General features: G+C 44.1%; 19 protein-coding genes. 8 read left to right on the plus strand and 11 right to left on the minus strand.

The window, feature by feature from the left end:
- Nucleotides 1-40 precede the first annotated feature (40 nt).
- The 3 genes from L1D22_RS15150 to L1D22_RS15160 form a co-directional block, all read right to left on the minus strand.
- The gene (locus tag L1D22_RS15150) at nucleotides 41-2,887 is read right to left on the minus strand and encodes an HD domain-containing phosphohydrolase (protein ID WP_239830414.1); all 2,847 of its coding nucleotides are present in this window, start codon (nucleotides 2,885-2,887) and stop codon (nucleotides 41-43) included.
- Between the two features lie 361 nt (nucleotides 2,888-3,248).
- Nucleotides 3,249-4,442 carry an acetate/propionate family kinase gene (locus L1D22_RS15155; RefSeq protein WP_239830415.1) on the minus strand — a complete coding sequence of 398 codons (1,194 nt, stop codon included), beginning with the start codon at nucleotides 4,440-4,442 and terminating at the stop codon, nucleotides 3,249-3,251.
- Between the two features lie 661 nt (nucleotides 4,443-5,103).
- Entirely contained in the window at nucleotides 5,104-7,161 is a 2,058-nt protein-coding gene (locus tag L1D22_RS15160) for a DEAD/DEAH box helicase (RefSeq protein ID WP_239830416.1), read from the minus strand.
- Nucleotides 7,162-7,469: 308 nt separating this feature from the next.
- Here L1D22_RS15160 and rnb point away from each other — a divergent pair, with 308 nt between their 5' ends.
- Nucleotides 7,470-9,476 carry an exoribonuclease II gene (gene rnb, locus L1D22_RS15165; protein WP_239830417.1) on the plus strand — a complete coding sequence of 669 codons (2,007 nt, stop codon included), beginning with the start codon at nucleotides 7,470-7,472 and terminating at the stop codon, nucleotides 9,474-9,476.
- A gap of 172 nt (nucleotides 9,477-9,648) precedes the next feature.
- Complete coding sequence (locus tag L1D22_RS15170; RefSeq protein ID WP_239830418.1) at nucleotides 9,649-10,479, plus strand: AraC family transcriptional regulator; 831 nt, start codon at nucleotides 9,649-9,651, stop codon at nucleotides 10,477-10,479.
- 97 nt (nucleotides 10,480-10,576) lie between these two features.
- On the opposite strand, the gene L1D22_RS15175 is transcribed toward L1D22_RS15170, so the two are convergent.
- Nucleotides 10,577-10,939, minus strand: a complete 363-nt coding sequence (locus L1D22_RS15175; protein ID WP_055319352.1) for a DUF3024 domain-containing protein — start codon at nucleotides 10,937-10,939, stop codon at nucleotides 10,577-10,579.
- Between the two features lie 253 nt (nucleotides 10,940-11,192).
- On the opposite strand from L1D22_RS15175, the gene L1D22_RS15180 reads away from it, so the two are divergent.
- Nucleotides 11,193-12,008 (plus strand): phosphate ABC transporter substrate-binding protein, encoded by an 816-nt coding sequence (locus tag L1D22_RS15180; protein WP_017633336.1) that lies wholly within the window; start codon nucleotides 11,193-11,195, stop codon nucleotides 12,006-12,008.
- A gap of 91 nt (nucleotides 12,009-12,099) precedes the next feature.
- On the opposite strand, the gene L1D22_RS15185 is transcribed toward L1D22_RS15180, so the two are convergent.
- The 3 genes from L1D22_RS15185 to L1D22_RS15195 form a co-directional block, all read right to left on the minus strand.
- Nucleotides 12,100-12,786, minus strand: coding sequence for a MaoC family dehydratase (locus L1D22_RS15185; RefSeq protein WP_239830419.1), 687 nt, complete (start codon nucleotides 12,784-12,786; stop codon nucleotides 12,100-12,102).
- 348 nt (nucleotides 12,787-13,134) lie between these two features.
- Nucleotides 13,135-16,287: a multidrug efflux RND transporter permease subunit gene (locus tag L1D22_RS15190; RefSeq protein ID WP_239830420.1), complete on the minus strand. Its 3,153-nt coding sequence runs from the start codon at nucleotides 16,285-16,287 to the stop codon at nucleotides 13,135-13,137.
- 11 nt (nucleotides 16,288-16,298) lie between these two features.
- Nucleotides 16,299-17,435 carry an efflux RND transporter periplasmic adaptor subunit gene (locus L1D22_RS15195; protein WP_239830421.1) on the minus strand — a complete coding sequence of 379 codons (1,137 nt, stop codon included), beginning with the start codon at nucleotides 17,433-17,435 and terminating at the stop codon, nucleotides 16,299-16,301.
- 260 nt (nucleotides 17,436-17,695) lie between these two features.
- Here L1D22_RS15195 and L1D22_RS15200 point away from each other — a divergent pair, with 260 nt between their 5' ends.
- Nucleotides 17,696-18,139 (plus strand): cytidine/deoxycytidylate deaminase family protein, encoded by a 444-nt coding sequence (locus L1D22_RS15200; protein WP_017058015.1) that lies wholly within the window; start codon nucleotides 17,696-17,698, stop codon nucleotides 18,137-18,139.
- Nucleotides 18,140-18,256: 117 nt separating this feature from the next.
- Here the strand turns inward: L1D22_RS15200 and L1D22_RS15205 are convergent, their stop codons facing one another.
- The 3 genes from L1D22_RS15205 to pepT all read right to left on the minus strand — a co-directional run bounded on the left by L1D22_RS15205 (nucleotide 18,257) and on the right by pepT (nucleotide 20,995).
- On the minus strand, nucleotides 18,257-19,099 hold the full coding sequence (locus tag L1D22_RS15205) for a mechanosensitive ion channel family protein (RefSeq protein ID WP_123309476.1): 843 nt from the start codon (nucleotides 19,097-19,099) through the stop codon (nucleotides 18,257-18,259).
- Between the two features lie 119 nt (nucleotides 19,100-19,218).
- A complete protein-coding gene (locus L1D22_RS15210) occupies nucleotides 19,219-19,686 on the minus strand; it encodes a DM13 domain-containing protein (RefSeq protein ID WP_239830422.1) in 468 nt (155 codons plus the stop codon).
- A 76-nt stretch (nucleotides 19,687-19,762) separates the two neighbouring features.
- Nucleotides 19,763-20,995: a peptidase T gene (gene pepT / locus L1D22_RS15215; protein ID WP_239830423.1), complete on the minus strand. Its 1,233-nt coding sequence runs from the start codon at nucleotides 20,993-20,995 to the stop codon at nucleotides 19,763-19,765.
- Between the two features lie 348 nt (nucleotides 20,996-21,343).
- On the opposite strand from pepT, the gene L1D22_RS15220 reads away from it, so the two are divergent.
- The 3 genes from L1D22_RS15220 (at nucleotide 21,344) to L1D22_RS15230 (ending at nucleotide 23,832) form a co-directional block, all read left to right on the plus strand.
- On the plus strand, nucleotides 21,344-21,490 hold the full coding sequence (locus L1D22_RS15220) for a hypothetical protein (protein WP_165905184.1): 147 nt from the start codon (nucleotides 21,344-21,346) through the stop codon (nucleotides 21,488-21,490).
- Between the two features lie 370 nt (nucleotides 21,491-21,860).
- Complete coding sequence (locus L1D22_RS15225; RefSeq protein WP_275665078.1) at nucleotides 21,861-22,913, plus strand: aldo/keto reductase; 1,053 nt, start codon at nucleotides 21,861-21,863, stop codon at nucleotides 22,911-22,913.
- A 184-nt stretch (nucleotides 22,914-23,097) separates the two neighbouring features.
- Nucleotides 23,098-23,832: an RNA methyltransferase gene (locus tag L1D22_RS15230; RefSeq protein WP_239830424.1), complete on the plus strand. Its 735-nt coding sequence runs from the start codon at nucleotides 23,098-23,100 to the stop codon at nucleotides 23,830-23,832.
- Nucleotides 23,833-23,929: 97 nt separating this feature from the next.
- Here L1D22_RS15230 and fdxA read toward each other — a convergent pair whose 3' ends face one another.
- Nucleotides 23,930-24,253, minus strand: coding sequence for a ferredoxin FdxA (fdxA, locus tag L1D22_RS15235; protein WP_017631334.1), 324 nt, complete (start codon nucleotides 24,251-24,253; stop codon nucleotides 23,930-23,932).
- 252 nt (nucleotides 24,254-24,505) lie between these two features.
- On the opposite strand from fdxA, the gene L1D22_RS15240 reads away from it, so the two are divergent.
- A complete protein-coding gene (locus L1D22_RS15240; RefSeq protein ID WP_239830425.1) occupies nucleotides 24,506-26,137 on the plus strand; it encodes an NAD(P)/FAD-dependent oxidoreductase in 1,632 nt (543 codons plus the stop codon).
- Nucleotides 26,138-26,212 lie beyond the last annotated feature (75 nt).

Genomic DNA, 26,212 nt, shown 5'->3' on the forward strand with positions numbered 1-26,212 from the left:
CAATCTGAATTTAAAATAAAAAATTCAGCTTGTTGCCGGTCTAATTTCGAACATATTGTTGAATATCTACGACATCAATTTGACTCGAAGCCATAAATTCGTCCGCAAATCGTTTATACACTCCAGACGTGAGGAATAACTCAAACAAATCTCTATCTAAGTGGTTGTCTTCCACCATAAAGCTCATAATTTGGATCGATTCTGACAACGATTTCGCTTTTTTATATGGTCGGTCAGCACTGGTTAGTGCCTCAAATACATCTGCAATTGCCATACTTTTTGCGGTAATCGGCATATCATCCCCCTTAAGTCCCATCGGATAACCTGTCCCATCTATTTTTTCATGGTGTCCTCCAGCGATCTTAGACACATTACTCATGTGCTTTGGAAAAGGTAGAGATTCGAGGATCTGAATAGTTTGAATGATGTGATCATTTATGATGAACCTTTCCTCATCGGTTAAGGTTCCTCGTTGAATAGATAAGTTGTATACCTCCCCCATATTAGCCTGATAAGTGGTTGGCTTCAGAATAAAACGCTCTTCGTTGGTTGGAGGGAAGTCCCAAGGGACCAGATGTTCAGGGCGATCACTTAATAACGGCTCACTAACAGGTAGTTCAAAATCATCTTCATGACGTTGCATTTCTACCCATGATATACCCATGTTTTTACTTAGGGTGCGCGTCCAAGTCTTAGCAGCAATCCCCTTTAAACGATCGAGTGCTTCATCGTTGACGAACTCGCTTCCAAGATTGAGTCTCGCGATAAACTCAAAGTCTTCATCAATTTCCTCATGACGCTGCTTTAATTGCTCGTAAAATTCATCCGGTAAGCGGGTTACATTTTCTTTAATTAAGTCTATTTCACTCTCTCTTTTAAGCACTTCAAAACGCATTCGTATCTCATGAATGCGGTTATAAATAGTTTCCAGCTTCGTAGCCTTATCGACGACATGCTCTGGAGTCGTTATCTTGCCACAGTCGTGTAACCAGCTCGCCATCTTCAGTTCATCCCATTGCTTAGGAGAGAGAGAAAAGTGACGAAATACCTCATTCTCAGATTCTTGCGCAGCCTGCGTTAACCACTGCGTGATTATTGGAACTCTTTGACAGTGGTTACCGGTATATGGCGATTTTTTATCTAGAGATCCTGCAAATACTTGGATGAATGAGTCTAATAATGCCTTTTGAACATCAAGCATATTGTGCGTTTCTATGGTGACTGACGTAAATCCTAACAGCGTTTTTAGATACTCTGAGTATAGGTCGTAATGTTCTGCCGCTCTTCCATTCTCGTATAAAACACCAAAAGAACCGATTACCTCTCCGGAACGACTGGAAAGTGGTATACAAACAATTTCTGCGGTATCTTCCTTATCCCAATCAAACTCAACACGCGGAAGTTCGTTGACATTGAAAATAGCTGGCTTTTTTGCAATAAAGATCTCTTGAATAAAGCGGCTTGCATCAGTCACCGGCACATCCTTAGCTTGCAACTTGTTATCTTCAACGCCTTCCCACCAGACAAACTTTGGAACCAAGCTTTTTGCCTCAACATCTAACAGGTACAGAAACACTCCATTGGCTTCAACAGCGTGAGCCGTATCGCGACATACTAAACTAAGCATATCGTTTAAATTTTCTGGTTTAGCTATGTTGTTTGTTAGAGAAATAAACTGCTTGATAGTTTCTTGGGTTGACATTTGAGCATGGTTGAGTTCATGAATTTCTCGAATAAAGCTGTCGTCTAGAGGTGTCTCATCAAACCTAAAGCGTTCTATTTCTAGAGCTCTTTTTGTTAATCGCTGGATAGGCTTAGAAATGTATGTGGACACCACATAAATAACTGGCAACATAAGAATGAGGATCAAAAGTGACGCGTAAATCGTTTGGTTTTTGATTAGCAAACCGGTATCAAACAAGTCTGCAGTTTTAGTCGCCATTAACAAGTGAATATGGCTACTATTCAAGGGCTTGATTGTGACAACTTTCCCGATCCAACTCTCTCCTTTAAATTCAAACTCACCCAATACTCCCTGATTATGATCTTTATCTAATAAGCTTAAAAGTACATTAGTTCTCAAATCATCTGCTGTTGGATTTTTGGGCTCATTCAAACCTTTATTTTCAATCATGGCATAAACATCACCTTCATCGTTATACAACGCTCTTAGCGATGAATTGGTCGTTAGAGTGTCTTTCAAAGAAGACTGCAAGTCTTCCAATAGAACTCCAGCAGTAATAACGGTGCCATCATCGCTCTTCCTGAAAACGGTGATACCAAGCAAGTCCTTCCCTATAATAGGCATCGGTTTGGAAACCGTGTTGCCATTGAGAGTTTTCAACTGCTCCCATTTAAGAGTATTGGCTAGTAACGTATCAATATTTAAGTCCACAGGATGTGTTTCTTGAAACTTACTATCAAGCCCCTTGGTATGTAGCGCTTCGCCTTTAGTATGTATAAGCAAATACTGGGTGTTTGGGTCTACAGTCAAGTGTTGACGCACCGTTGTCTTATCAAGGTGAATTACTTTAAATAAATCACCAGATGGATAGTAAAAAGTGTAGGAAACGATGTGTGGGAACTGGTCTAAGAGGTAGATTATCTTTGGCAGTAACAACTCTCTCTCTTCAAGATCTGAAGCTTGAGTTCTTTCAGCTTGTGCAAATGAGCTTAATGCAGAAAACGCCGTGCCATAATGGCTATTAAGTTTGTACCTCGTCTCTAATTCAATACGATCAAATAGCTTACTGTTCGCTTCTAAAATGAGTGTTGAGAGACCTTTGTTCGTAACAAAAATCTGAACGCCTGATGCGATAACAACAATGAAAAGGATTATCACCGTAAGGTGTATGTGTATTGGTAGTACTTTTATATTCTCTCTCATTTTTGTTTACCCAACTAAATTATCGCCTGTTTATCAAACAATAGTATCTAATTGGATTCGTTGTATATTTTCTTTTTTCTTTTTTCTTTTTTCTTTTTTCTTAAGCTTAGATTAGGATACAAAATGACGTAGTAAGTCGCGGTAAGCACAAGACGAAAATCTAATGATAAGAACAGAGGTTGGCACTTTAAGCTTTGCTGCGCCCACATATGTACAAGTTAAACGTACAGCACTAGCCTCCTAGACTCCAAGGTTTGCGAAGCGAAGGAAGTATCGCTCGTGATGGTTTTTAACGAACATATAAAATAAAAAAGCGAGCCACTAGGGCTCGCTTTTCATTATCTGATTTTCTTAGATTCTATTACAGAAGTTCTACCGACTGTTGAGCAATAACGAATTCTTCGTTGGTTGGGATAACCATTGCTACAGCGTCTAGCATTTCAGACTTCGCGATGATGCCTTCAGCGCCAAAGCGAGCGGCTTCGTTTCCAGCTACATCTTCAACAAAACCAAGAATCTTAAGGTTGTTTAAGATCTCACGACGAATTGGTAGAGAGTTCTCACCGATACCGCCAGTGAAGATGATTCCGTCTAAAGAATCTAGAGTTGCTAGGTAAGAAGCAATGTATTTTGATACGCGGTAAGTAAACACCTCAAATGCTAACTTAGCACCTTCATGACCCTCTTCCATTGCTTCTAAAATGCCACGAGCATCGCTCGTAAGGCCAGACACGCCAAGGAAGCCAGACTCCTTGTTTAGAGAGTTGAAGACTTGCTCTTGTGACCAACCTTTCTTAAGTAGGTACTCGATGATGCCTGGGTCTAGGTCACCACAACGTGTGCCCATCATTAGGCCAGAAAGCGGTGTGAAGCCCATAGAAGTATCAACACTGTTACCGTCTTTAATAGCACATACAGATGCGCCGTTACCTAGGTGAACAGAGATGAAGCTCGATTTCTCGATTGGTTTGTTAACCATCTTCGCAGCTTCACGGCTAACGAAGTAGTGGCTAGTGCCGTGGAAACCGTAACGACGTACACCGAAGTCTGTGTATAGCTCTTTTGCGATTGCACCAGTGAATGCACGTTGAGGCATTGTTTGGTGGAAAGCAGTATCAAATACAGCGAACTGAGGTAAAGAAGGGAAAGCTTCAATTGCAGCACGGATGCCGATAGCACCTGCTGGGTTATGAAGTGGAGCTAGGTCAGATAGGCTTTCAATTTCATTCGTTACTTCTTCAGTAATGCGAACGGTTTGAGTGAACTTCTCACCGCCGTGAACGATACGGTGACCGATAGCCACGATATCTGCCGTGAAGCCTAGGTCTTCCATCAGGCCAACCAATTTGCCAATGGCAATTTTGTGGTGGTTATCTTCACCTTGAATGGCAATTTCAGTTTTCTCGCCTTGGTATTTCCAGCTCATACGAGCATCTTCAAGACCAAAACACTCCCCTAGGCCATTTAATACTGCTTCACCAGAAACAGAATCGATTACAGCAAATTTTAGGGATGAACTACCCGAGTTAATAACCAGAACAAACGAATTAGACATTGGATATGGATCCTGTTTCAGTACGAATTGGATGAAGTGTTTACTTCAATTTTAGTTAAGCCCATTATTCAATAATTTTTGAATCTTTCAACTTTTGTTTTGAAAAAATCACTAAATGAACACAATTAAGTTGATCTTAGTCATTAATTCATTTATTTCGAGAGCGAAATTAAAAAATAGTTGAATAAGAAAATTGATAAACGAGTATCGCAAACGAATGCTAACGTTATTTTTAACTTGATTTAATCGATTTGGCGGATTCGGTCTGGAAGCTCATTTCACGAGATAAAATAGTGAAATTCCCCCCATTAAACACCTGCGATTCCCAAAAGCTCTCCCGCTCCAATAAGCCTTCTACACGGCAAATTAAGTGACCTTGATACATTTCGCCGAATCTTGTAGCACGTGATTTAAGTATAGCCTTACAACGCCATACAGCCACGCTAACGGCAGTTGATGCTCACTTCACGTCACCTTGAAATTGGTTTAATCATTTTGAGCTTAGTTATCGGCGAAGACAGTCAATCACGGAGTTTGAATGGTTTGCTTCAAATGCGGGCAGCACAATCGGGAAGATGAACGAGCAGGCACAAAAAAGCCGAGCATTACGCTCGGCTTTTAAATTCAGTGTCTAGACTAAAGCGTCTAAGCGAAAGGTTGATTAACCTTCGTTACGCTCTGGACGACGACCACGGTTACCGCCGCCATTGCCGTTACCATGGCCACGTTCGCCACGGTAGTTACCACGGTGATCGCCACCACGGTTACGGTCGAAACGACGTTCGCCATCACGACCACCAGCAGAGTTACCATCGCGTGCACCATCACGGTTGCCACGGTATCCACCACGACCGCCTTCACGGTTGCCACCTTCGCGGTTGCCGCCTTCACGGTTACCACGGTAGCCGCCGCCATCACGACCGCCACGACCACGGTTGCCATCACGACCACCGCCGCCACGACGAGGCTCACGGAAGTCATTGAAATCAACAACTACAGCGCCAGCTTCTTTTTGACGAATACGAAGTTTGCTTAGCTTACCAGCAGTTTCAGAGTTCATTGCTTTTGGCAGTTGAACGTAAGTAGAACCTTGGTCTAGCTTGATAGCACCGATAGAACCTTTAGTTAGGCCAAGTTCGTTTGCTAGTGCGCCAACGATGTCTTTAACCTGAACGCCTTGCTCACGGCCAACTTGTAGTTGGTAAGTATCCCAATCTTGCGTATTGAAGTTGCGATCGCCACGACCATTTTCACGGTCTTCACGACGCTCTTTGCGACGGTTCTTGTCACGCTCAATAGCAGCGATCATTGGGTCTTCGCCAACGTAGAATAGTGGGCTCTTACCTTGCTGACGCTTAAGAAGCATTGCAGCTAGAGTAGCAGCATCAACTTCTAGAGACTCTTGAAGTGTAGAGATAAGACCTGCGAAGTTTTCTAGAGCTTTGCTTTCTTTCTCTGTTTCAAGTTCAGCGCCAAGCTTAGCAACACGTGCTGCAGCAACTTGGTCACGTAGAGGAAGTTGGATTTCTTCCATAGATGACTTAGTTACGCGCTCGATAGTGCGAAGCATGCGAATTTGGTTAGTGCGAACTAGTAGGATCGCTTTACCTTTACGTCCAGCACGGCCAGTACGACCGATACGGTGGATGTAAGATTCAACATCGAATGGGATGTCGTAGTTGAATACGTGAGTGATACGTGGAACATCAAGACCACGTGCTACAACGTCAGTTGCAACTAGGATATCGATAACACCTTGTTTGATGTGATCAACAGTGCGCTCACGTAGAGACTGAGGAATATCACCGTGCAGTGCAGCAGCTTTGAAGCCACGTGCAGATAGCCAATCAGCTAGACGCTCAGTGTCTTGACGAGTACGTACGAATACGATTGACGCGTCAGTTTCTTCAGTTTCTAGAAGACGAGACATAGCTTCGTCTTTTTCTACGCCTTTAACAACCCAGAAGTTCTGCGCTACTTTGTCAACTGTGTGGTTAGTACCAGCAACGTCAACTCGTGCAGGGTTACGTAGGTAACGGTCAACAATAGTCTTAACCATTGGAGGCATAGTTGCAGAGAAAAGTACACGTTGTGCAGTTTCTGGAGCTTGCTCTAGGATCCAAGTAACGTCATCTACGAAGCCCATTTTTAGCATTTCATCTGCTTCATCAAGAACAAATGTGTGTGCTTCATCTAGGTGTAGACGGTCACGAGTTAGTAAATCTTTAACACGACCTGGAGTACCAACAACAATATGAGCACCGCGGCTTAGAGCGCGCATTTGGTCAACGATTGATGCACCACCGTAGATTTCAATAACCTTAAGACCTTTGATATCACGGCCAAGGTTTTTGATTTCCGCAGCAACTTGAATCGCTAGCTCACGAGTAGGAGCCATGATGATTGCTTGTGGTTTGTGTTGGTTTAGGTTGATTTTGTTAAGTAAAGGCAGAGAGAATGCTGCTGTTTTACCAGTACCAGTCTGTGCTTTACCTAGTGCGTCACGGCCTTCAAGTAGAAGAGGAATAGCTGCTGCTTGGATTGGAGTCGGAGAAACGAAACCCATGCTATCAAGAGCTGAAAGAATGTTATCGTTTAGGGCTAATTCATTAAATTGAATTACAGATTCGGACATTGGGATCCCACTATATATAAGTAAACAAAAGGTCCCGGGAGCTCTATCAATTCCAATACTGATCCAATCAGATACTGATTCCATTCAGAGTTACGAAGCAGTAATAAAACACTTCAAGCCATTAGGGACGTCTAAGGGAGGCGGATTATTCCCTAAATGCATAAAAAAAGCCAGAAAAAATTGAAATACATCACATATTTTTCGGTTTTATATCAATACTGGCTATCATATCGTCAAAAGTTGATGAATATCTCGTCATAGCGAAGGACATCCACCAAATTGACCTAGTTAAATAAGCCGACAATTAATTTACGCTCACTTCGGCTTTAAGTAGTAATCGAGCCTCGCAATGATTATAGTGTGCTCAATTGTTCTCGTTAGATAAAAGTAAGATGTTTCAAGATAATCCTCTACTCGCTCAGCTCAAGCAGCAAATCCAAGAAACCCTCCCTAAAAAGGAAGGTACTATCAAAGCCACTGAAAAAGGCTTTGGTTTTCTCGAAGTTGATAGCAAAACAAGCTTCTTTATCCCGCCTCCGTACATGAAGAAATGTGTTCACGGTGACAAGGTGATTGCCATCATTCGCACCGAGAAAGAGCGCGAAGTAGCAGAGCCAGAGGAATTGGTTGAACAAGGTCTTACTCGCTTTATTGCACGAGTTAAGCTTTTCAAAGGCCGCTTGAACGTTGTTCCTGATCACCCGCAACTGAAAAAGCTGCAACTTAAAGCGAAAGCAATGAAGGGCTTAAACCCTGAAACGCTTAAAGAAGGTGACTGGGTTGTTGCTCACATCGTTCAACACCCATTAAAAGGTGACAACGGCTTCTTGGCTCAGATCTCTGAAAAAATCACAGACGCTGATGACAAGATCGCTCCTTGGTGGGTTACGCTGGCACAAAACGACCTACCCAACAGCGAGCCTGCAGGCATCGACAACTGGCAGATCAATGATGACGCCGATCTTGAACGTGTAGACATGACGCACGTACCTTTTGTGACCATCGATGGTGAAAGCACAAAAGATATGGATGATGCGCTTTACGCGAAGAAGAAAGACAACGGTGATTTTGAACTGACTATCGCGATTGCTGATCCTACGGCTTACATCTCTCCTGATGATGCGATGGATAAAGTGGCTCGTGAGCGTGGTTTCACGATTTACCTTCCGGGTCGTAACATCCCAATGTTGCCTCGTGACCTCGCAGACAACTTATGTTCACTTATCGAAAACGAAGTTCGCCCTGCTCTTTGCTGCACAGTAACGGTATCTAAAGATGGCGTTATCGGCGATGACATCAACTTTTTCGTGGCAAACATCAAGTCTCACGCTCGTCTTGCTTACGACAACGTATCAGACTGGCTAGAAACGGGGGCTTCAGAGAAGTGGCAGCCATCAGAAGAGATCGCTGCGATTGTTTCTGACCTTCATCAATTCGCTCAAGCTCGTTCAGCATGGCGCTCAGCAAACGCTGTTGTGTTCCCTGACCGTCCTGACTACCGCTTTGAACTGAGCGAAGATAACGATGTTGTTGCTATTCACGCTGACATGCGTCGTAGCGCGAACAAGTTAGTTGAAGAGTCGATGATCAGTGCAAACATCTGTGCAGGTCGAGTGTTAAAAGAGAGCTTCAACCAAGGTGTGTTTAACTGCCACTCTGGTTTCAAGGCTGAGAAAGTCGCTGACGTTCTTGAACTGGTGAACCCGCAAGCGGAAACACCATTCACTGAAGAGCAAATCGTTTCTCTTGAAGGATTCGCAACGCTACGTCGTTGGTTGGGTTCTTTAGACAACAACTACTACGACAACCGTATTCGTAAATTCCAAGCGTATAGCGAGATCAGCAATGAGCCTGCACCTCACTACGCGATGGGTTTAGACATTTACGCGACTTGGACATCTCCAATCCGTAAATACGGTGACATGATCAACCACCGTATGCTTAAAGCGCACATCCTAGGTAAAGCGCCAATTCAAACACCTGATGAAACCATCGGTGATGAACTTGCCCTGCACCGCCGTCACCACGGTATGGCTGAGCGTAATGTTGGCGATTGGTTGTATGCTCGCACTCTGGCGAACGCTCCAGCAGAAGAAACTCGCTTCCAAGCAGAGATCTTCGACATTAACCGTGCGGGTATGCGCGTTCGTTTACTAGAGAATGGTGCTGCGGCATTTATCCCTGGTTCTCTCATTCTAGATAATAAAGAGAGAATCGAGTGCAACAGTGATATGGGCACTGTATCTATCGATAAAGAAATGGTATACAAACTGGGAGACGTTTTAGAAGTAGTTCTCTCAGAAGTTAATCAGGAAAACCGTAACTTAGTCGCAAAACCGACTCAAGTATTTGCAGACTTGCCTAGCGAGCCTGAAACAACAAACGAAACCGAAGCTTAAGACCTTTAACGGTTACAGCTTGCAAGGTTAGGGCCTTCAAGGTCGAAAAGCTTCAAAGTTCACTTCTAAAGGCGCTAATTATTAGCGCCTTTTTTGTAAATGTCTCATGCTTAAACAATACTTAAAAAAACAATCAATAAGCAACCAATTTACAACGTCAAAGAAGCGCACTATGTCATCAATCACAGTTACTCAGTTCAGAAACTTTATTCCCAGGAAACGAGAACGCTACCCTGCCTCTAAAAACGGTATCTTCATGGTATCGAAGGGCAGCATTTCTTTCGTGCTACCCAATGGCACTGAAGCCTCGTTACAAGCGGGCGATTTCACACTTTACAATTCTGGTCAGATTAAAGACATCACAGTTAACACTGAAAATGGCGAATTTAGCGCAACCTGCTTAGATTTCGACTTGGCTATTTTTCAGAAGTTCATCAATCAGTTCAGCGATTTAGAATCCACTCGAATCCCAGACAAATACATCAAGTTCAATCAAACTGATACTGAAATCTACCAGTTGAAAGAGCTCATCATGTCGCTCGCCAATTCTTCTTCTCAAAATGACTACGCACTCACTCAATTAGGCTTAAGTTTGCTGTCACTGATGGTAGAGCAATATCCTGCTCTTTTGGTCATCATTGCTCGAGCTTCGAGATTAACCGTGACGCAAAAAGTCATTCACTACATCGAACAAAACATAGAAAACAACATCTCTTTGGACACGCTCGCGAGTTACATGGGAATGTCGCCAGCAACGCTCAAACGTCGTTTGTCTGCGGAAGACCTGTCGTTTTCGAATCTATTGAAGATCAAGCGAATTGCCCACGCTGCTACGCAGTTAAGGGCATCGGATAAATCGATTACTCAAATTGCTTATGAGTCTGGCTTTAAAAGCGCCGCTCACTTCAGTACTGCCTTTAAAACCTATCATGGAAAAACGCCAAAGGACTTTCGTTCATTAATTGCACGAGCGCAACAACAAGGCATTAAACCGCCAGTCTAATGTGTAGGAAAATAAGTTGATTAGGCGCAAGTGGTTGAACTTTGACATTACGCCACTCACAATAAGGTCAAGCCACCAGCGACGCTAAAGTGGTCAGTTATGACCAAAAATATGACTTAGGATCTTTTTCTATTTCAGCCAGAATAGCATCAAGATCCTTCGATTTAGGAAGGTAGGGATAAGGTCCCCAGTTCACGGAATCAGTTTCGGCATCGTCTTCTAGCGGCACCATCACCAGCCAACAAGATAACGATTCATCAAAGGTCACGCAGGCGATCTCGTTTGTATAATCACTATGAGATGAGTCGAGCAGATAATGCGCCTGAGAAAACAGCACACCGCCCTCACACTCTTCATATAGGGATTTGCCTAGCTCTACCGGTAAATTGCTATTTCGAGAAGTACAGAGCCTCTCAGCTCCAATTAAAAGACGATTCAGTTCTATATGAATAACGGACATAACACCCCTTGTAACTTCATAGAAACTTCTAAGTAGTGAATTCCTCTACTTAGCTTAGGACTCAACGAACATTTTAGCGAACCAGCGAAAACAAAATACCCGCTCTGCTCCCAGAAACGAATCCTTCTTCTCCAAAGTTATCTTACTTTCAAAAACGAACCCGTCAGCTATACATCGAGCCTATAGAATTTCACAAAAGTGTCATATAACCGACCTATCATATGCGACAAATGTTATTAACTAGGAGTTGTTTATGTTACGAGTCGCGCTTGCCTCTCTTTTATCCTTAGCCCTGTCTTCTCACGCTGCTTTTGCACAAGAAACCAATATTTCGGGCTCCACTTCGGTATCACGAGTGATGGATGTATTAGCTGAGGAGTACAACAAGACTCACCCTGATAACTACATTGCGGTTCAGGGCATCGGTTCTACAGCGGGCATTACCATGGTTAATAAAGGTGTGTCTGATATCGGTATGAGCTCACGTTACCTAACAGACCGTGAACAGAGCGACAAACTGAAAGTGTTCCCGATTGCTTTTGATGGTCTAGCGGTCGTAACTAACCGTTCGAACGGTGTAAGTAACGTTACTCGCGAACAGTTATTCGATATCTACAAGGGAAAAATCACCAACTGGAAAGCCGTAGGTGGTGCAGATCAGCCTATCGCAGTTGTGACTCGTGAAGCGTCTTCTGGTTCACGTTACAGCTTCGAAAGCCTGCTTGGTTTAACAAAAATCATTAACGACCGTCTCGTGTCTGACATCAACCCAAATAACTTGGTTGTAAACAGCAACAGCATGGTAAAGACGATTGTTAACCATAACCCGCACGCGATTGGTTTTATCTCTGTAGGTTCTATCGACCGTTCGATTAAAGCAATCACATTTGAAGGCGTAGAGCCAACATCTAAGAACATTGCCAATCACAGCTATGAATTAGCTCGCCCATTCTTATTGCTGCACAAAACAGACTCTGTTTCTGAAGAAAGCAAAGACTTCATCAAGTTTGTGAAGTCAGAGCAAGGGCAAGATCTTATCGAAGAGTACGGCTACACTCGCATTAAATAAGTGAGTGAGTTTTATCTTATGAAAACAAAAAGAGAGAGCATTATGCTCTCTCTTTTTTTGAATCTTTATGAATCGCTTGTCTACAAATCACTTAGAAGTGAAGTTGAATCACCGAAACGATAACAGCACCAGGACGACGAATGCCTTCGATTTCTACGCGAATTTCACGCTCAACCTCTAAGCCTTTCTTAATTGGCGTCACTTTTGTTAGCGTACTTTTAGCACGAACGTTGCTGCCTGATTTCACAGGGTATGGGAAACGTACTTGGTTAAGACCAATGTTTACAACCATCTTCGCTGTTGGGAATTGAGACTTGTCAGGGTCAACGCTGTCAGTAAGGCGAGGAAGCAAAGACAAAGTTAAAAAACCATGTGCGATGGTTGTTTTGAACGGAGAGTCTGTTTCTGCCTTAGAAGGCTCAGTGTGGATCCACTGCATATCTTCAGTCACAAGGCCGAACTGGTTAATACGGTCTTGACTTACATTGATCCAGTCGCCAGTATGGATGACTTCACCGATCTGCTGATTAAGCTCATCAAACACAAGTTGTGCTTCAGGCTTTAATACGATCGGTTGCTCCACAGGCATCTCTGGTGCATCTTCGTTTACTGCAGGTTTGTGGTGATCACGAACCCACGCAAAGAAATGGCTATTTTGCGTACGATTAAGAAAGTCACCCCAGTAATCTCTAAGAGCTGGAGACATCCATTGCATAAACTCTGAGTGTTGCGAAGACACGCTGTCGCCTCGGTGTTTAAATAAATCAATGACTTTCATAAGAACCTCAATGCACAAAAAAATTCAATATAACTTCGCAAGTTTGAAACACTTCACACTATTGTGCAAATGTTTTCGAGCATACACCCGTTAGCTGAACCTTGCTATTTTTATAATAAACAGACACTTACTAATAAAACATCATTTTATTACAAAACCCAGTTTAGAGTGTTAGCTCTATCACATAATAAATATTTGATTATATAAATAGCGTTTTTATTCCACTTGTGAATAAAAAAGGCTTAGCGCAATGCTAAGCCTCAGTTTTTATAAGGGATTAATTTTCACAAGGGATTCGTTTGGGGCTTACTTTTACAAGAAAGCCACCTTCCTTCAAATTAACTTATCCTATTCGTCATCCAGTGGAATCAACTTGGTATTACCACCATGTGCCTTCTCACGCTTACGCTGCACGAATGCATAGAAGCCTGGGATTAGGAAAGTACCCGCCAGTAACACACATAGCAGACCACCAATCAGTGAAATACCCAGAGAGTTCTGGCTCACGTGACCAGCACCCGCAGCGAAGATAAGCGGGAAGATACCTAAGATGAACGACCAAGACGTCATGTTTACAGCACGGAAACGTAGCGTACCGCCCTTCACTGCCGCATCTTCGATTGGTGCGTCTTTCTCTTCACGCTCAACTTTCGCGAATTCCACAATCAAGATTGCGTTCTTCGCGGCCAAGGCTATCAAGAGAACCAAACCAATCTGTGCATATAGGTTCAACGGCGTGCCTGTTAGGTTCAACGCCAAGAAAGAACCTAAGGTTGCGACAGGTACTACCAAAATAATCGCAATCGGTATGGTCCAACTCTCATACTGAGCCACCATGAACAAGTAGATGAAGATCAGCGCCAATGCGAAGGCAAAGATTGCTTGGTTGCCTGCGAGTACTTCTTGGTAAGCCATACCAGTCCATTCATACTGATAACCTTGTGGCAGAACTTCTGCAGCTACACGTTCCATCGCCGCAATCGCATCACCACTTGAGTAACCCGGTGCTGGTTGGCCTTGGATCACTGCACTGCGGTACATGTTGTAACGCCATGCTACATCAGGTTCGAAGATCTGGTCGTAAGTCACAAGCGTGCTTAGCGGGATCATCTCACCATTAGACGAACGTACGTGGAATCGTTGTAGAGCGTCCATGCTGCTACGGTGTTCACTGTCAGCTTGCATAATTACGCGGAAGTTCTTACCAAACATGGTGAAGTCGTTCACGTACAACGAACCAAGGTTACCTTGCAGAGTTTGGAAGATTTCCGACAGCGGAATGCCTAGTTGCTGCGCTTTCTCACGGTCAATGTCGACATAGTAGTGAGGCACGTTTGCACGGAAAGTACTGAATGTGTGTGAAATCTCAGGCTGTTTTGTCGCCTCAGCAATCACGTCATTCATTACCATCGCAAGGTCAGTACGGCTACGGCCTAAGGTATCTTCAAGAACAAACTCAAAACCAGACGCTGCACCCATGCCCGGTACCGCTGGCGGTCCCATCGCAAATACAATAGCTTGAGGTAGTTCAGTGGCCGCTCGACCATTAATACGCTGCGAGATAGCCTGCGCTGAATGTTGACCATCCAATGCGTTACGCGTGTCCCAATCATGGAGCTTGATGAACATCGACGCACCATTCGATGCAGATGCACCTGTCATGAATGCGTAGCCGTTTACCAGTGTTACACCATCAACACCCGGCTCTTGTTCAACCATCTCTAGTAATTGCTCAGTCACATCTTCTGTACGAGACAGTGATGCCGCGTCAGGAAGCTGAACGTTAACCAGCAAGATACCTTTATCTTCTTGAGGTACGAACGCCGTAGACGTTGTTTTCGCGAAGTAAGTAACAGCCGCTAAAGCAACGACGAAGAAAGTGAACAGCAGAACGCCTTTCTTAACCAAGAAGCCAGCAACTTGACCGTATTTGTTAGTAACGGATTCTAGACCACGGTTAAACGCTTGGTACCAGCGAGCTGTGTTACCACCACCCTGCTTAAGAACCAATGAACACAATGCTGGTGACAACGTTAGTGCGTTAATAGAAGAGATAACAACGGCGATACAAATAGTCAGGGCGAACTGACGATACATGATGCCGGTAATACCTGGCAGCATCGCCACTGGGATGAATACCGCAAGTAGAACCAAGGTCGACGTAATGATCGGACCCGTTACTTCTTTCATCGCGATAAGCGTGGCTTTACGCGGTGAAATCGTTGGGTCTTTGGCCATCGTGGTATCAACGTTCTCGATAACCAAGATCGCATCATCTACTACAATACCAATCGCCAATATTAGACCGAACAGGGTTACCGTGTTGATGGTAAAGCCCGTCATCTGCATAATGGCAAACGTACCGATCAAAGATACTGGAATCGCGACGACAGGAATCAAGGTTGCACGCGCACTACCCAAGAACAGGTAAGTAACGGCGATTACCAGCAAGATAGCTTCGATCAGCGTTTTTACTACCCCTTTGATCGACTCAGCAACGAAGACTGTCGTGTCGTAACTCGCTTCATAAGCAACGCCTTCAGGGAAGTTTTTGCTTAGGTTGTCGAGCATTGCCATTACTGCTTTACCACTTTCCAGCGCGTTAGCGTCTGACTGAAGTGACAGTGCTACGATTGAAGCATCTTGACCACGGTATTTACCATTACCATCGTAGAACCTTTTACCTAGCTCAACACGTGCAACGTCTTTTAAATACACCGTCGAGCCGTCTTGACTTGCACGAAGAACAACATTTTCAAACTCATCAGCCGTTTCTAATCGACCTTTGGTTACTAGGTTGAATTGTACCTCTTGTGGATTGGCGTATGGAGCGGCACCAATACGGCCAGCAGCGACTTGAACGTTCTGTTCAGCCAACGCACGGTTCACATCAGAGGTGGTGATATTGAGATTAGCCATTTTTTCAGGATCTAACCAAACACGCATTGCGTATTCACCGCCGCCCAACACATTCACTTCACTAATACCAGTAACACGCGCTAACTGATCTTTAACGTTTAAGTTGATGTAGTTGATCAGGAATTGATCGTCATATTCACCGTTTGGAGAGTAGAAGTTCAGTACCATCAACAGGTCAGGTGAACGCTTCTTAACCGTTACACCGACCATTCTAACTTCTTGTGGAAGCTTCGATTCGATCTGAGCAACTCGGTTTTGAACGTTGACCTGTGCCATATCGGGATCTGTACCAACATCAAAAGTTACGTTAAGGCTGTATGAACCATCATTCGCACTCTTAGAAGACATGTAGATCATATCTTCTACACCGTTAACCGACGTCTCTATAGGATCAGCTATCGCCTGTTCGACTACTTCAGCACTTGCGCCCGTGTACGATGCAGACACACTTACCGAAGGTGGGCTAATTTTTGGATACTCTGCAACAGGCAAGATCGCGAGAGAGATCGCACCCGCCAGCGTTAAAATTATGGATATTACAAGGGCAAACTTAGGCCTTTGAATAAAGAAACGACTCAACATAAATAAGCCCCTTACTCAGCTTGTTCAGCAGCAGGCTGAATGCGAACAGACATACCATTACGCACACGCTGTAAGCCTTGAGTGATAACTGCATCGTTCTTATCTAGTCCAGACTGAACAATCACCCCACCTTCAACCTGACGACTCATCTCGATGTTTCTACGCTCAGCCACAGGTGCCGCTTCGCCTTCAACTAGCACCATAACAAAGTCACCTTCAAGGTCGGTTTGAACCGCGCGGCGAGGAATGGTGACGACATCAATAGATTGCTTCTCACGCAGATCAACACGAACGTGCTGGCCAGGAAGAAGTTGCTGGTCTGGGTTATCGGCAATCGCGCGCATCGCGATCGTACCAGTGTTTAGGTTGATACGGTTGCCCAAGAAATCGAGCTGACCTAGGTGTTCGAATGCTTCGCCATTTTCAAGCATGATTTGCACTTCAACACGATCAGAATCGCTGCTGCCGTCACCTTCAATACGGTCCATACCTAACTCAATACGCTCACGCTCACTGATGCTGAACGATGCATGGATTGGGTCTAGGCTAACCAAAGTCGTCAGTACACCTGAAGACGGTGAAACTAGGTCACCTTTACTTACTTTAGTGTCACTGATTCTTCCAGAGAAAGGCGCGATAATTTTTGTGTGAGAAAGTTGGACATTCGCGGCGTTTAACTGAGCTTGGCTCGCTTCAAGCTGTGCTTGAGAACCTAATAGGTTTGCCGTCAATGCATCAAACTCCGATTGAGAAATACTGCCCTTAGGAAGTAGGTTCTTACCACGGTTGAAATCAAGTTCGGCTTTTTTAAGGTTGGCATTCGCCTGAGCAACAGCCGCTTTCGCGCTTGCTACTTCCGCTTCAAATGACGATGGTTCAATTGAGTAAAGTAATTGACCCTTCTCGACCATTTGGCCTTCTTTGAAGTGACGGCTTTGTAGATAGCCCGAAACCTGCGCCGTGATCGCCGTGTCTTCTACGGCTTCAATACGACCGATGTACGACTTACTTTGCTGATGAGAAACAACGCTAACATCCTGTACAGCTACGAGAGGTAAAGGCGCTTGCTTGGCATTCTGAGCATCTTGCCCACATCCAGCAAGAATAAGAGAGCTTGCAAGAGCCGTAAGGATTAACTTTTTACGCATGGTTATACCGTCACTTATGAGAAATTGAACAGCATAAAAGTTACGTAACACAATTGCTTCAAATGTCCGAGGAATATCAATTATAACTCGCAAAAGTGTTTCAACGTGTAACGAGAAACCTGATGCTTATAAAACACTTACAAGTAGATAACAAAATCACCTCAAATGAGTCTTTCTCGCTATTGGTAACTAGGTATATTGATTAACATCATGTATCTTCGTAGATAAGTATTCATATTTAATTACTTAAGGTAATTCACATGATTTCAAAATGGGCTAAACGTTTTTATCAAATGGCGGAGCTGGTTGGCTCTTGGAGTAAAGATCCATCCACTCAAGTTGGTGCTGTGATCACCAAACACAACCGTATCGTTTCAGTAGGCTTTAACGGCTACCCTCATGGTGTATCGGATAGTGCTGATACTGATGATCGTGAGATGAAATACCTAAAAACCTTACACGCTGAAGAAAACGCAATCTTGTTTGCTAAGCGCGATTTAGACAGCTGTGAAATCTGGGTGACTCACTTCCCTTGTCCAAACTGTGCTGCGAAGATCATTCAAACAGGTATCTCTGCGGTTCACTGCCCTGAGCAAAGTGAAGATTTCCTTTCTCGTTGGGGAGACAAGATCAAGGTAAGCCAAGATATGTTTGAACAAGCTGGCGTACAAGTCGATTGGTTGCCAATAGCTGACTTAGACTAACTTCAGTTGGTTAATCTGTTTATTGATTGGTTAAGAAGATACAAAAAAGCCGAGAGTCGATGATATCGCTCTCGGCTTTCTTTTTATTCGCTAGCACATTCACAAAAGAAGCGAGCATTACGCGGTAGCTGGAAACTCTTCAGCGTATGCTTCCATGAAGTCTTTGCGGATGTCTTGCTCTAAGTGAATCGCTTTTTCAGTCGGGCAGAAAATCATAAAGTGGACTTCTTGCTCACCTGTTGAACTGCTTGTGATGTGGATATGCGGCTCAGAACCCGGAAGATCGACACCAGCGTGCTTTTCGATTACGCTGTTATAACGACGAGCAACATCAATAAACTCCTCACAATGCTCTTCAATTTTTACGATAAGCCCCGGCACCATTGGGTATAGGTTAACGAAGTCTTTCACTGTTACTGTAAAGCTATGGTAAACGTAACGCTTCATGAAGTTGAGGTTCTTTACAGGGTAAGTAAAGAACATGCTGTTAGGCAGCGTAGCGGTCTTGCCAGTGAAGTGGTATTGACCATGATAAAGGTCGATTTCTTGAATCACAGTCGCCATCAGATTGTGTTCAATCACCTCACCACTGATTTTACCCACCTCAATCCAGTCACCGATTCGGAATGAACGAGAACTCGCACGTTGAATCGAACCAGTGAAACACAAGATGATCTCTTTTGAAGCCACGACTATTGCCACCGCAATAGCTGTAACAGACAGCGCAAATTCGCTGATTTCAGATTTCCACAGCACAAACAAAGTGACCATAATAATGGCAAACGTACCGTTCTTGGTACGAGACATCCAGTTACGTTGGTCTTCGCTAAGGAAAGCGACATCACCTCTAATGCGAGACAAGGTGATTCGGCGGATGATTAAAATGAGACTGATAATCAGTGCACTAAAAATAAACTTATGCGCGAGTAGGAAATCTATTACTTGCCACATCTTTTCCATTACTTAATCCTTAGCATTACACCAATTAGCATTTGAAGAACTGGCTGAGAAAGCATTATAAGAAAGCGCTCAAAAATAGAGCGCTTTCTTACGTGCCTAATTCAGCTTAGCTAAGGCTATCATTTTATCTGGGCAGAAGTAATAAATTGGCCAAAAGTTTCACACCAAATCACAACGGTATTAAATCGATTAAGATCAATACCTTCTGGAAGCTCAACCATAAATCGGTCGAATGTTTTCACATCCCCAACTCTCAATAACTCGCTCTTGCTGTCATTGAAGGCTTGTTCGGTTTCAATAAACTTAGGAGAGAGATAAACCTTGTAATCCGGCCCCGGTGCCAGCTCACCTTCAAACGCAATCGCATTTTCAGAAACCGAGACGATGCCCTCTCCCCAGTGTAAGAAATCACTGTCTTGGCGATCTTTACTGAATTCGCCGGTATAAATAGCCTGTTGTGAGATCGCTTCAACTGAACTCGAAGATGGAGAATCAGGCTCAATCAAGATAGGCAATGCATAAACACCAAGCCCAAAACCAAAAGCACCCACGGCTATGTGGGTGCAAAGTAAAACTAACTTTTTCATCGCGTACTCCCTTATGCTTAAAGAGAGTATTATTGAATACTCTCAAAAATACAAAGAGATATCGCGTTATAGGCTGCTATTTCTGGTAGTGAAGAGCAGTACGCTGAGACAGTTCAACAATCACTTTCACCGCCTGTTCCATACCTTGAATGGTAATGAACTCATGAATGCCATGGAAGTTATAGCCGCCAGTAAAGATATTCGGACATGGTAGCCCCATGAACGATAGGCGAGCACCGTCTGTACCACCTCGGATCGGTTTGATCATTGGCTCAACATCGCACTCGATCATCGCTTGCTTCGCCAACTCAATAATGTGTTGATGAGGTTCAACCATCTCTTTCATATTGAAGTAACTGTCTGTCAGCACCAACTCAACATGGCCTTTCTCTAGGCGTTCGTTCAGTTCATCGACTTTCTGTTGCATGAACACCTTACGCGCTTCTACACCCTCACGCTCAAAATCACGGATGATATAACCCAATTCAGAGCGAGCGACACCCATTTCAGCCGATTTCAGGTGGTAGAAACCTTCATAGCCTTCTGTGCATTCAGGTGTTTCTTGTACTGGCATCATCAATTGGAACTGCGCTGCAATGTTCATCGAGTTCACCATCTTACCCTTTGCGGTACCCGGGTGAACGTTTACGCCGTGACAGATAACATCAGCACTTGTGGCATTGAAATTCTCAAACTCCAACTCACCGACTGGACCACCATCAATGGTGTACGCCCATTCAGCACCAAACTTCTCAACATCAAACAGGTTTGCACCACGGCCGATCTCTTCATCTGGCGTGAAACCAATGCAAATGTCGCCATGTTTGATTTCAGGATTCGCCTTTAGGTAAGCAATCGCACTAATGATTTCAGCGATGCCCGCTTTATTGTCGGCACCCAGTAACGTCGTGCCATCGGTCATAATAAGGTCATGACCATGCAGAGTCTCAAGATCTGGGTATTGGCTTGGGTTTAAGCATTCTCCACTTGTGCCTAGCTCAATCATTCCACCTTGGTAATCTTTAATCACCTGCGGCTTCACGTTCGCCCCTGATGCGTCAGGAGCGGTATCCATGTGCGCGACAAAACCAATCGCAGGTACTGGAAAATCGACGTTCGACGGCAGTTTCGCCATCAAATATCCATTTTCATCTAAAGACACATCAACTAACTCTAATTCGATCAATTCTGACTTTAAGGCTTCAGCAAAGGTGATTTGACCCGGTGAACTTGGGCACTGCTGATTAGAAGGATCGGATTTGGTATCAAAAGTAACGTAATTCAGAAAACGTTCTACTAGCTTTTCCATAATTCATCTCACCATGGATTAAGTAATTGATTTACTGACCTAATTATTATGTAGATAGGCGATGTATTGTTAAATAAATACGTACGCAGAGTCAGTAGCGAGGTTTTTCATCTTACGCCCCTGACTATCTATGTAATTGCTCTAAATCATTATTGTGCGAAATTAGACGAGCTTCCTATACTGAAATCAGAGGGTTTCGTCAGTTCCAATATTGCATACGGATGATAAGCGATTGCTTTGTACGCATTCTACGCCCTTCGCTCTCAGCCTAACAAAAGTACAAAGTGGATGATGATCACAATTTATCCCTGATGCAGAATCTGTCATACGTTACACGGAGACACAGTTATGACGATTAATAAGTATTTTATTTTTTCTCCTCAAGCCTCTGAGGAAGCACTTCAACCAGTATTAACTGAGAAAGAAGTTCAAAGGCAGGAAGCTCTAAGGCTCGCGCAAACCCAAGGTGGTTTTGATACCAACGCGACCTCGTAACTTGATAATACTCAGAACGTATTTATAGAACCCCTAATAAAGAGCTCTACTTCTCTATGATGTAGAGCTCTTTGTCTTTAGACCTTTCTTCTCTATTTCCAATAAGCCCTATTCAGGCGTCAGCCTGTCCGCACTCTTTTGCTTCCCGACCTTCGCCTATATCTGTATCTATACCTTTACCTATAGTTACTCGAGTACATCGCCATCTCATTCGTCACGCTGAGAAATGACTCATTAAACTTCCTCAAGCCATACCTTGTCGCGCCATTTTGTGCTAATAATTCATATTCGTTTTCATTCCTCACTCGCCCTCTTTTCAAATACTTTTATGCGAGTACCAGAGAACTTAACCACAGGAATCCCGAATTCAATGGAATATTCAAAACTAGGAAGTAGTCAAATTCCCGTTTCCCGAATCTGTCTTGGTAGCATGACTTGGGGGCTGCAAAACACGCAACAACAAGCCGACCAACAGATCGAATACGCACTAAGCCAAGGTATTAACTTTATTGATACGGCAGAAATGTACGCGGTTCCGCCTTCTCCAGATACCTACGGCAAAACAGAAGCGATTATCGGTAACTGGTTGTCTCGTAATCCGCAGCGCCGCAAAGAATTAATCATTGCGAGTAAAATTGCGGGGCCAGGCCTGCCTTGGGTTCGAGATGGCGGCCCGATAACGGGTGAAGCCGTAATCGCCGCGGTTGATGCGTCATTACAACGCCTACAAACCGATTATATTGATCTTTACCAACTTCACTGGCCAAATCGCACTACACCTCACTTTGGTAAGCACTTTCCTAATCACATTCGATTCAGCGATATCGACCGAAAGCAGCATGAAGCGGAGATGTTGGAGATCCTTCAAGCATTAGCGAGTTGCATTAAGGCGGGTAAGATTCGTCATGTTGGCCTTTCAGATGACACGGCTTGGGGCATTAACACGTACCTTAAGCTGAGTGAGAAGCACGATTTGCCGCGCATGGTTTCTATTCAAAATGAATTCAGCCTACTGCACGCAAAAGACTGGCCATATTTGATTGAGAATTGTGTGCATGAAGATATTGCTTACCTGCCGTGGTCACCTTTGGCTGCGGGCATGTTAAGTGGTAAGTACATTGATGGTGCAAGGCCGGAAGGCAGTCGCTGGACGTACATGCAACGTAAAGGCATTTTCCGTGACACTGAATCTGCCAATGAGGCGGTGAAAGGCTATGTTGAAGTGGCCAACGCACACGGGTTTACGCCAAGCCAACTGGCATTAGCGTGGTGTAATCAGGTCGACGGTGTTACCTCGACCATTATTGGCGCAACCACCATGGAACAGTTGAAAGAAAACGTGGCGGCGTTCAGTAAACCGCTGTCAGAAGAGATCCTTACCGATATCAATACCGTGTTTAGGCGCTACCCTGCTCCGTATTAAGCTGTCAGTTCACCGTTTTTCTCAGTTCAGCTTGAGTAAACCCCATAAGAGCGCGCTATTTAGTGCGCTTTTCTTTTTTTGAGTGGGTCGCTTTTGCTTTTTATATGGATCGCATTGAGTTATCACGCTTTTGGTTATCCAACCTTTGCTCTATAATGCGCGGGCTTATATCTAGGATAAAAACATGATTTCAAAAAACCAATTAAAACTCCTTCGTGCTTTGGGCCAAAAGAAACAACGTAAAGCCCACGGCTTGTTTCTAGTTCAAGGTGAAAAGAACGTTCTTGAACTGTTCAATAGTGACTTAGTCGTAAAGAACGTCTTTGCTACTGCTGATTTCTTATCTGAGAATCACGCATCACTGATTGAGTTTGATTGTGTTGATGCCTCGCTAGACGACCTAACCAAAGCGAGCACTTTGGTGAGCAACAATGCCGCAATTGCGGTGGTTGAGATTCCAAAGGTTAAATTACCAGAAGCGACAGGCTTAATGATTGCGCTGGATGGTGTTTCTGACCCAGGTAACCTAGGTACGATTATTCGTGTGGCAGACTGGTATGGTATTAAGCATATCGTTGCGAGCAGCGACTGCGCAGACCCATACAACCCTAAAACAATCAGTGCAACTATGGGTAGCTTTGGCCGAGTACACGTAAGCCAAACGGACTTACCAGCTTATTTAGAGCAAGCGAACCTGCCAGTTTACGGCGCGTTTTTAGAAGGCGAAAGCGTTCATAAGACTGACTTCACTGCCAACGGTATTTTGCTGATGGGCAGCGAGTCTCACGGTATCCGTGAGCATGCGGCTAAATACGTGACTGATAAGATTACGATTCCAGCATTCGGTGGTGCAGAATCTTTAAACGTAGCAATGGCGACAGGTATTATCCTCGACAACATGCGTCGTCAACATAGTTAGAGCTCATCCACTTACTGACTAACAGACAGTGTGCAGATATTAAAAAAGGCGTATTGATTAAATCAGTACGCCTTCTTATTTGAGTTCTTTTCAACAATTACTTTTCTAGCATTGCCAACTTATCAGACACACCATTCCACTTTTCAGCGTCATCCATTGGTGCTTTGACTTCCGTTTGTACCGGCCAAATCTCAGCAAGCTCCGCATTCACTTCAATGAAGATCTTTTGATCTTCTGGCAATTCGTCTTCTTGGAAGATCGCTTGAGCATCACATTCAGGTACACATAAACCACAATCGATACATTCGATTGGGTTAATTACCATGAAATTTGGGCCTTCATGGAACGCATCTGCGGGGCACACGGCCACACAGTCTGTGTATTTACATTGAATACAATTATCGCCTACGACAAATGCCATGATGCTCTGCTCTATAAGTTAGTCAAAATTGAAGAATGGGGATAATACTCATCCCAAAGCAAAATTCAACATCATACGGCTCTAATATCGTGTCTATTTGCTCCATGTTTCCAAATTAGTATGACAGATAAATCAATTTCTCGTAAAATGCGCGCCATTGTGAGCTTACCGCTTCTTTCAACATCAGCGTTTTCATCAAACTCTGTTTAAGAAGTGGTCTAGCTAAGACACCTATAAAAACGAGACATCGAAATGATACGTTTAACCGAAATTAAACTTCCACTAGACCACGAAGAGTCTGCCATTCAAGAAGCGATTGAAGCGAAGCTTGGCATTAACTCAGATCAGGTTATCTCTTTTAATATCTTTAAACGTGGCTACGATGCTCGTAAGAAATCAAAGATCCTGCTTATCTATACGCTGGACGTTCTCGTTGAAAACGAAGCTGAGCTACTAGAAGCCTTTATCAGCGACCCACACGTAAAAGTGACTCCTGACATGGAGTACAAGTTTGTCGCTAAAGCTGTTGAGAATCAAACTGAGCGCCCTGTTGTTATCGGCTTTGGCCCTTGTGGTCTATTCGCTGGTCTAGTGCTTGCTCAAATGGGTTTCAACCCAATCATCGTTGAGCGTGGTAAAGAAGTTCGTGAACGTACTAAAGATACTTTTGGTTTCTGGCGTAAGCGCACTTTGAACACGGAATCAAACGTACAGTTTGGTGAAGGTGGCGCTGGTACATTCTCTGACGGTAAGCTATATAGCCAAGTAAAAGATCCAAAACACTACGGCCGTAAAGTAATCGAAGAGTTCGTTGCAGCTGGCGCACCAGAAGAGATCCTATACGTAAGTAAGCCGCACATCGGTACCTTCAAACTGGTTACCATGATCGAAAAAATGCGTGCTTCTATCATCGAACTAGGTGGCGAAATCCGCTTCAGCACTCGTGTAGATGATCTTCACATGGAAGATGGCCAAATCACTGGTCTAACACTTTCTAACGGTGAAGAAATCAAATCTCGCCACGTTGTACTGGCTGTTGGTCACAGTGCTCGTGACACGTTCGAAATGCTACACGACCGTGGCGTTTACATGGAAGCGAAACCTTTCTCTGTTGGTTTCCGTATCGAACACAAACAGTCAATGATTGATGAAGCTCGCTTCGGTAAGAACGCAGGCAACCCAATTCTAGGTGCTGCGGACTACAAACTGGTTCACCACTGCAAGAATGGCCGCACTGTATACAGCTTCTGTATGTGCCCAGGTGGTACTGTAGTTGCTGCGACGTCTGAAGAAGGCCGCGTAGTAACAAACGGCATGAGCCAATACTCTCGTGCAGAACGTAACGCAAACAGCGCGATCGTAGTTGGTATCGATCCAGAACGCGATTACCCAGGTGACGCACTGGCTGGTATCCGTTTACAACGTGAACTAGAAAGCGGTGCTTATGTTCTTGGTGGCGAAAACTACGATGCACCAGCACAAAAAATCGGTGACTTCCTGAAAGGTCGCGATCCAAGTGCAATCGGTGAAGTACAACCGTCTTTCACTCCGGGTATCCATCTAACAGACATTTCAAAAGCGCTGCCTGATTTTGCTATCGAAGCGATTCGCGAAGCAATCCCTGCGTTCGAGAAGAAGATCAAAGGTTTCTCTACACCAGACGGCCTACTAACAGGTGTTGAGACTCGTACGTCTTCTCCTGTATGTATTAAACGTGGCAAAGACTACCAAAGTATCAACCTTAAGGGCTTCTTCCCTGCAGGTGAAGGCGCAGGCTACGCAGGTGGTATTCTGTCTGCTGGTATCGACGGTATTAAGGTTGCAGAAGCACTTGCACTGTCTATGGCAGAACAGAACCAAGCTGAGAAGATTGAGATCGCTTAAGGTCTCGGTTTAAAACAAATATTAAAAAGGGCTCAATGAGCCCTTTTTTAGATCTTAATATCAGTGTTTCTGTTG

The organism is Vibrio sp. Isolate34, assembly GCF_022397915.1.
Taxonomy (GTDB): Bacteria; Pseudomonadota; Gammaproteobacteria; order Enterobacterales; family Vibrionaceae; genus Vibrio.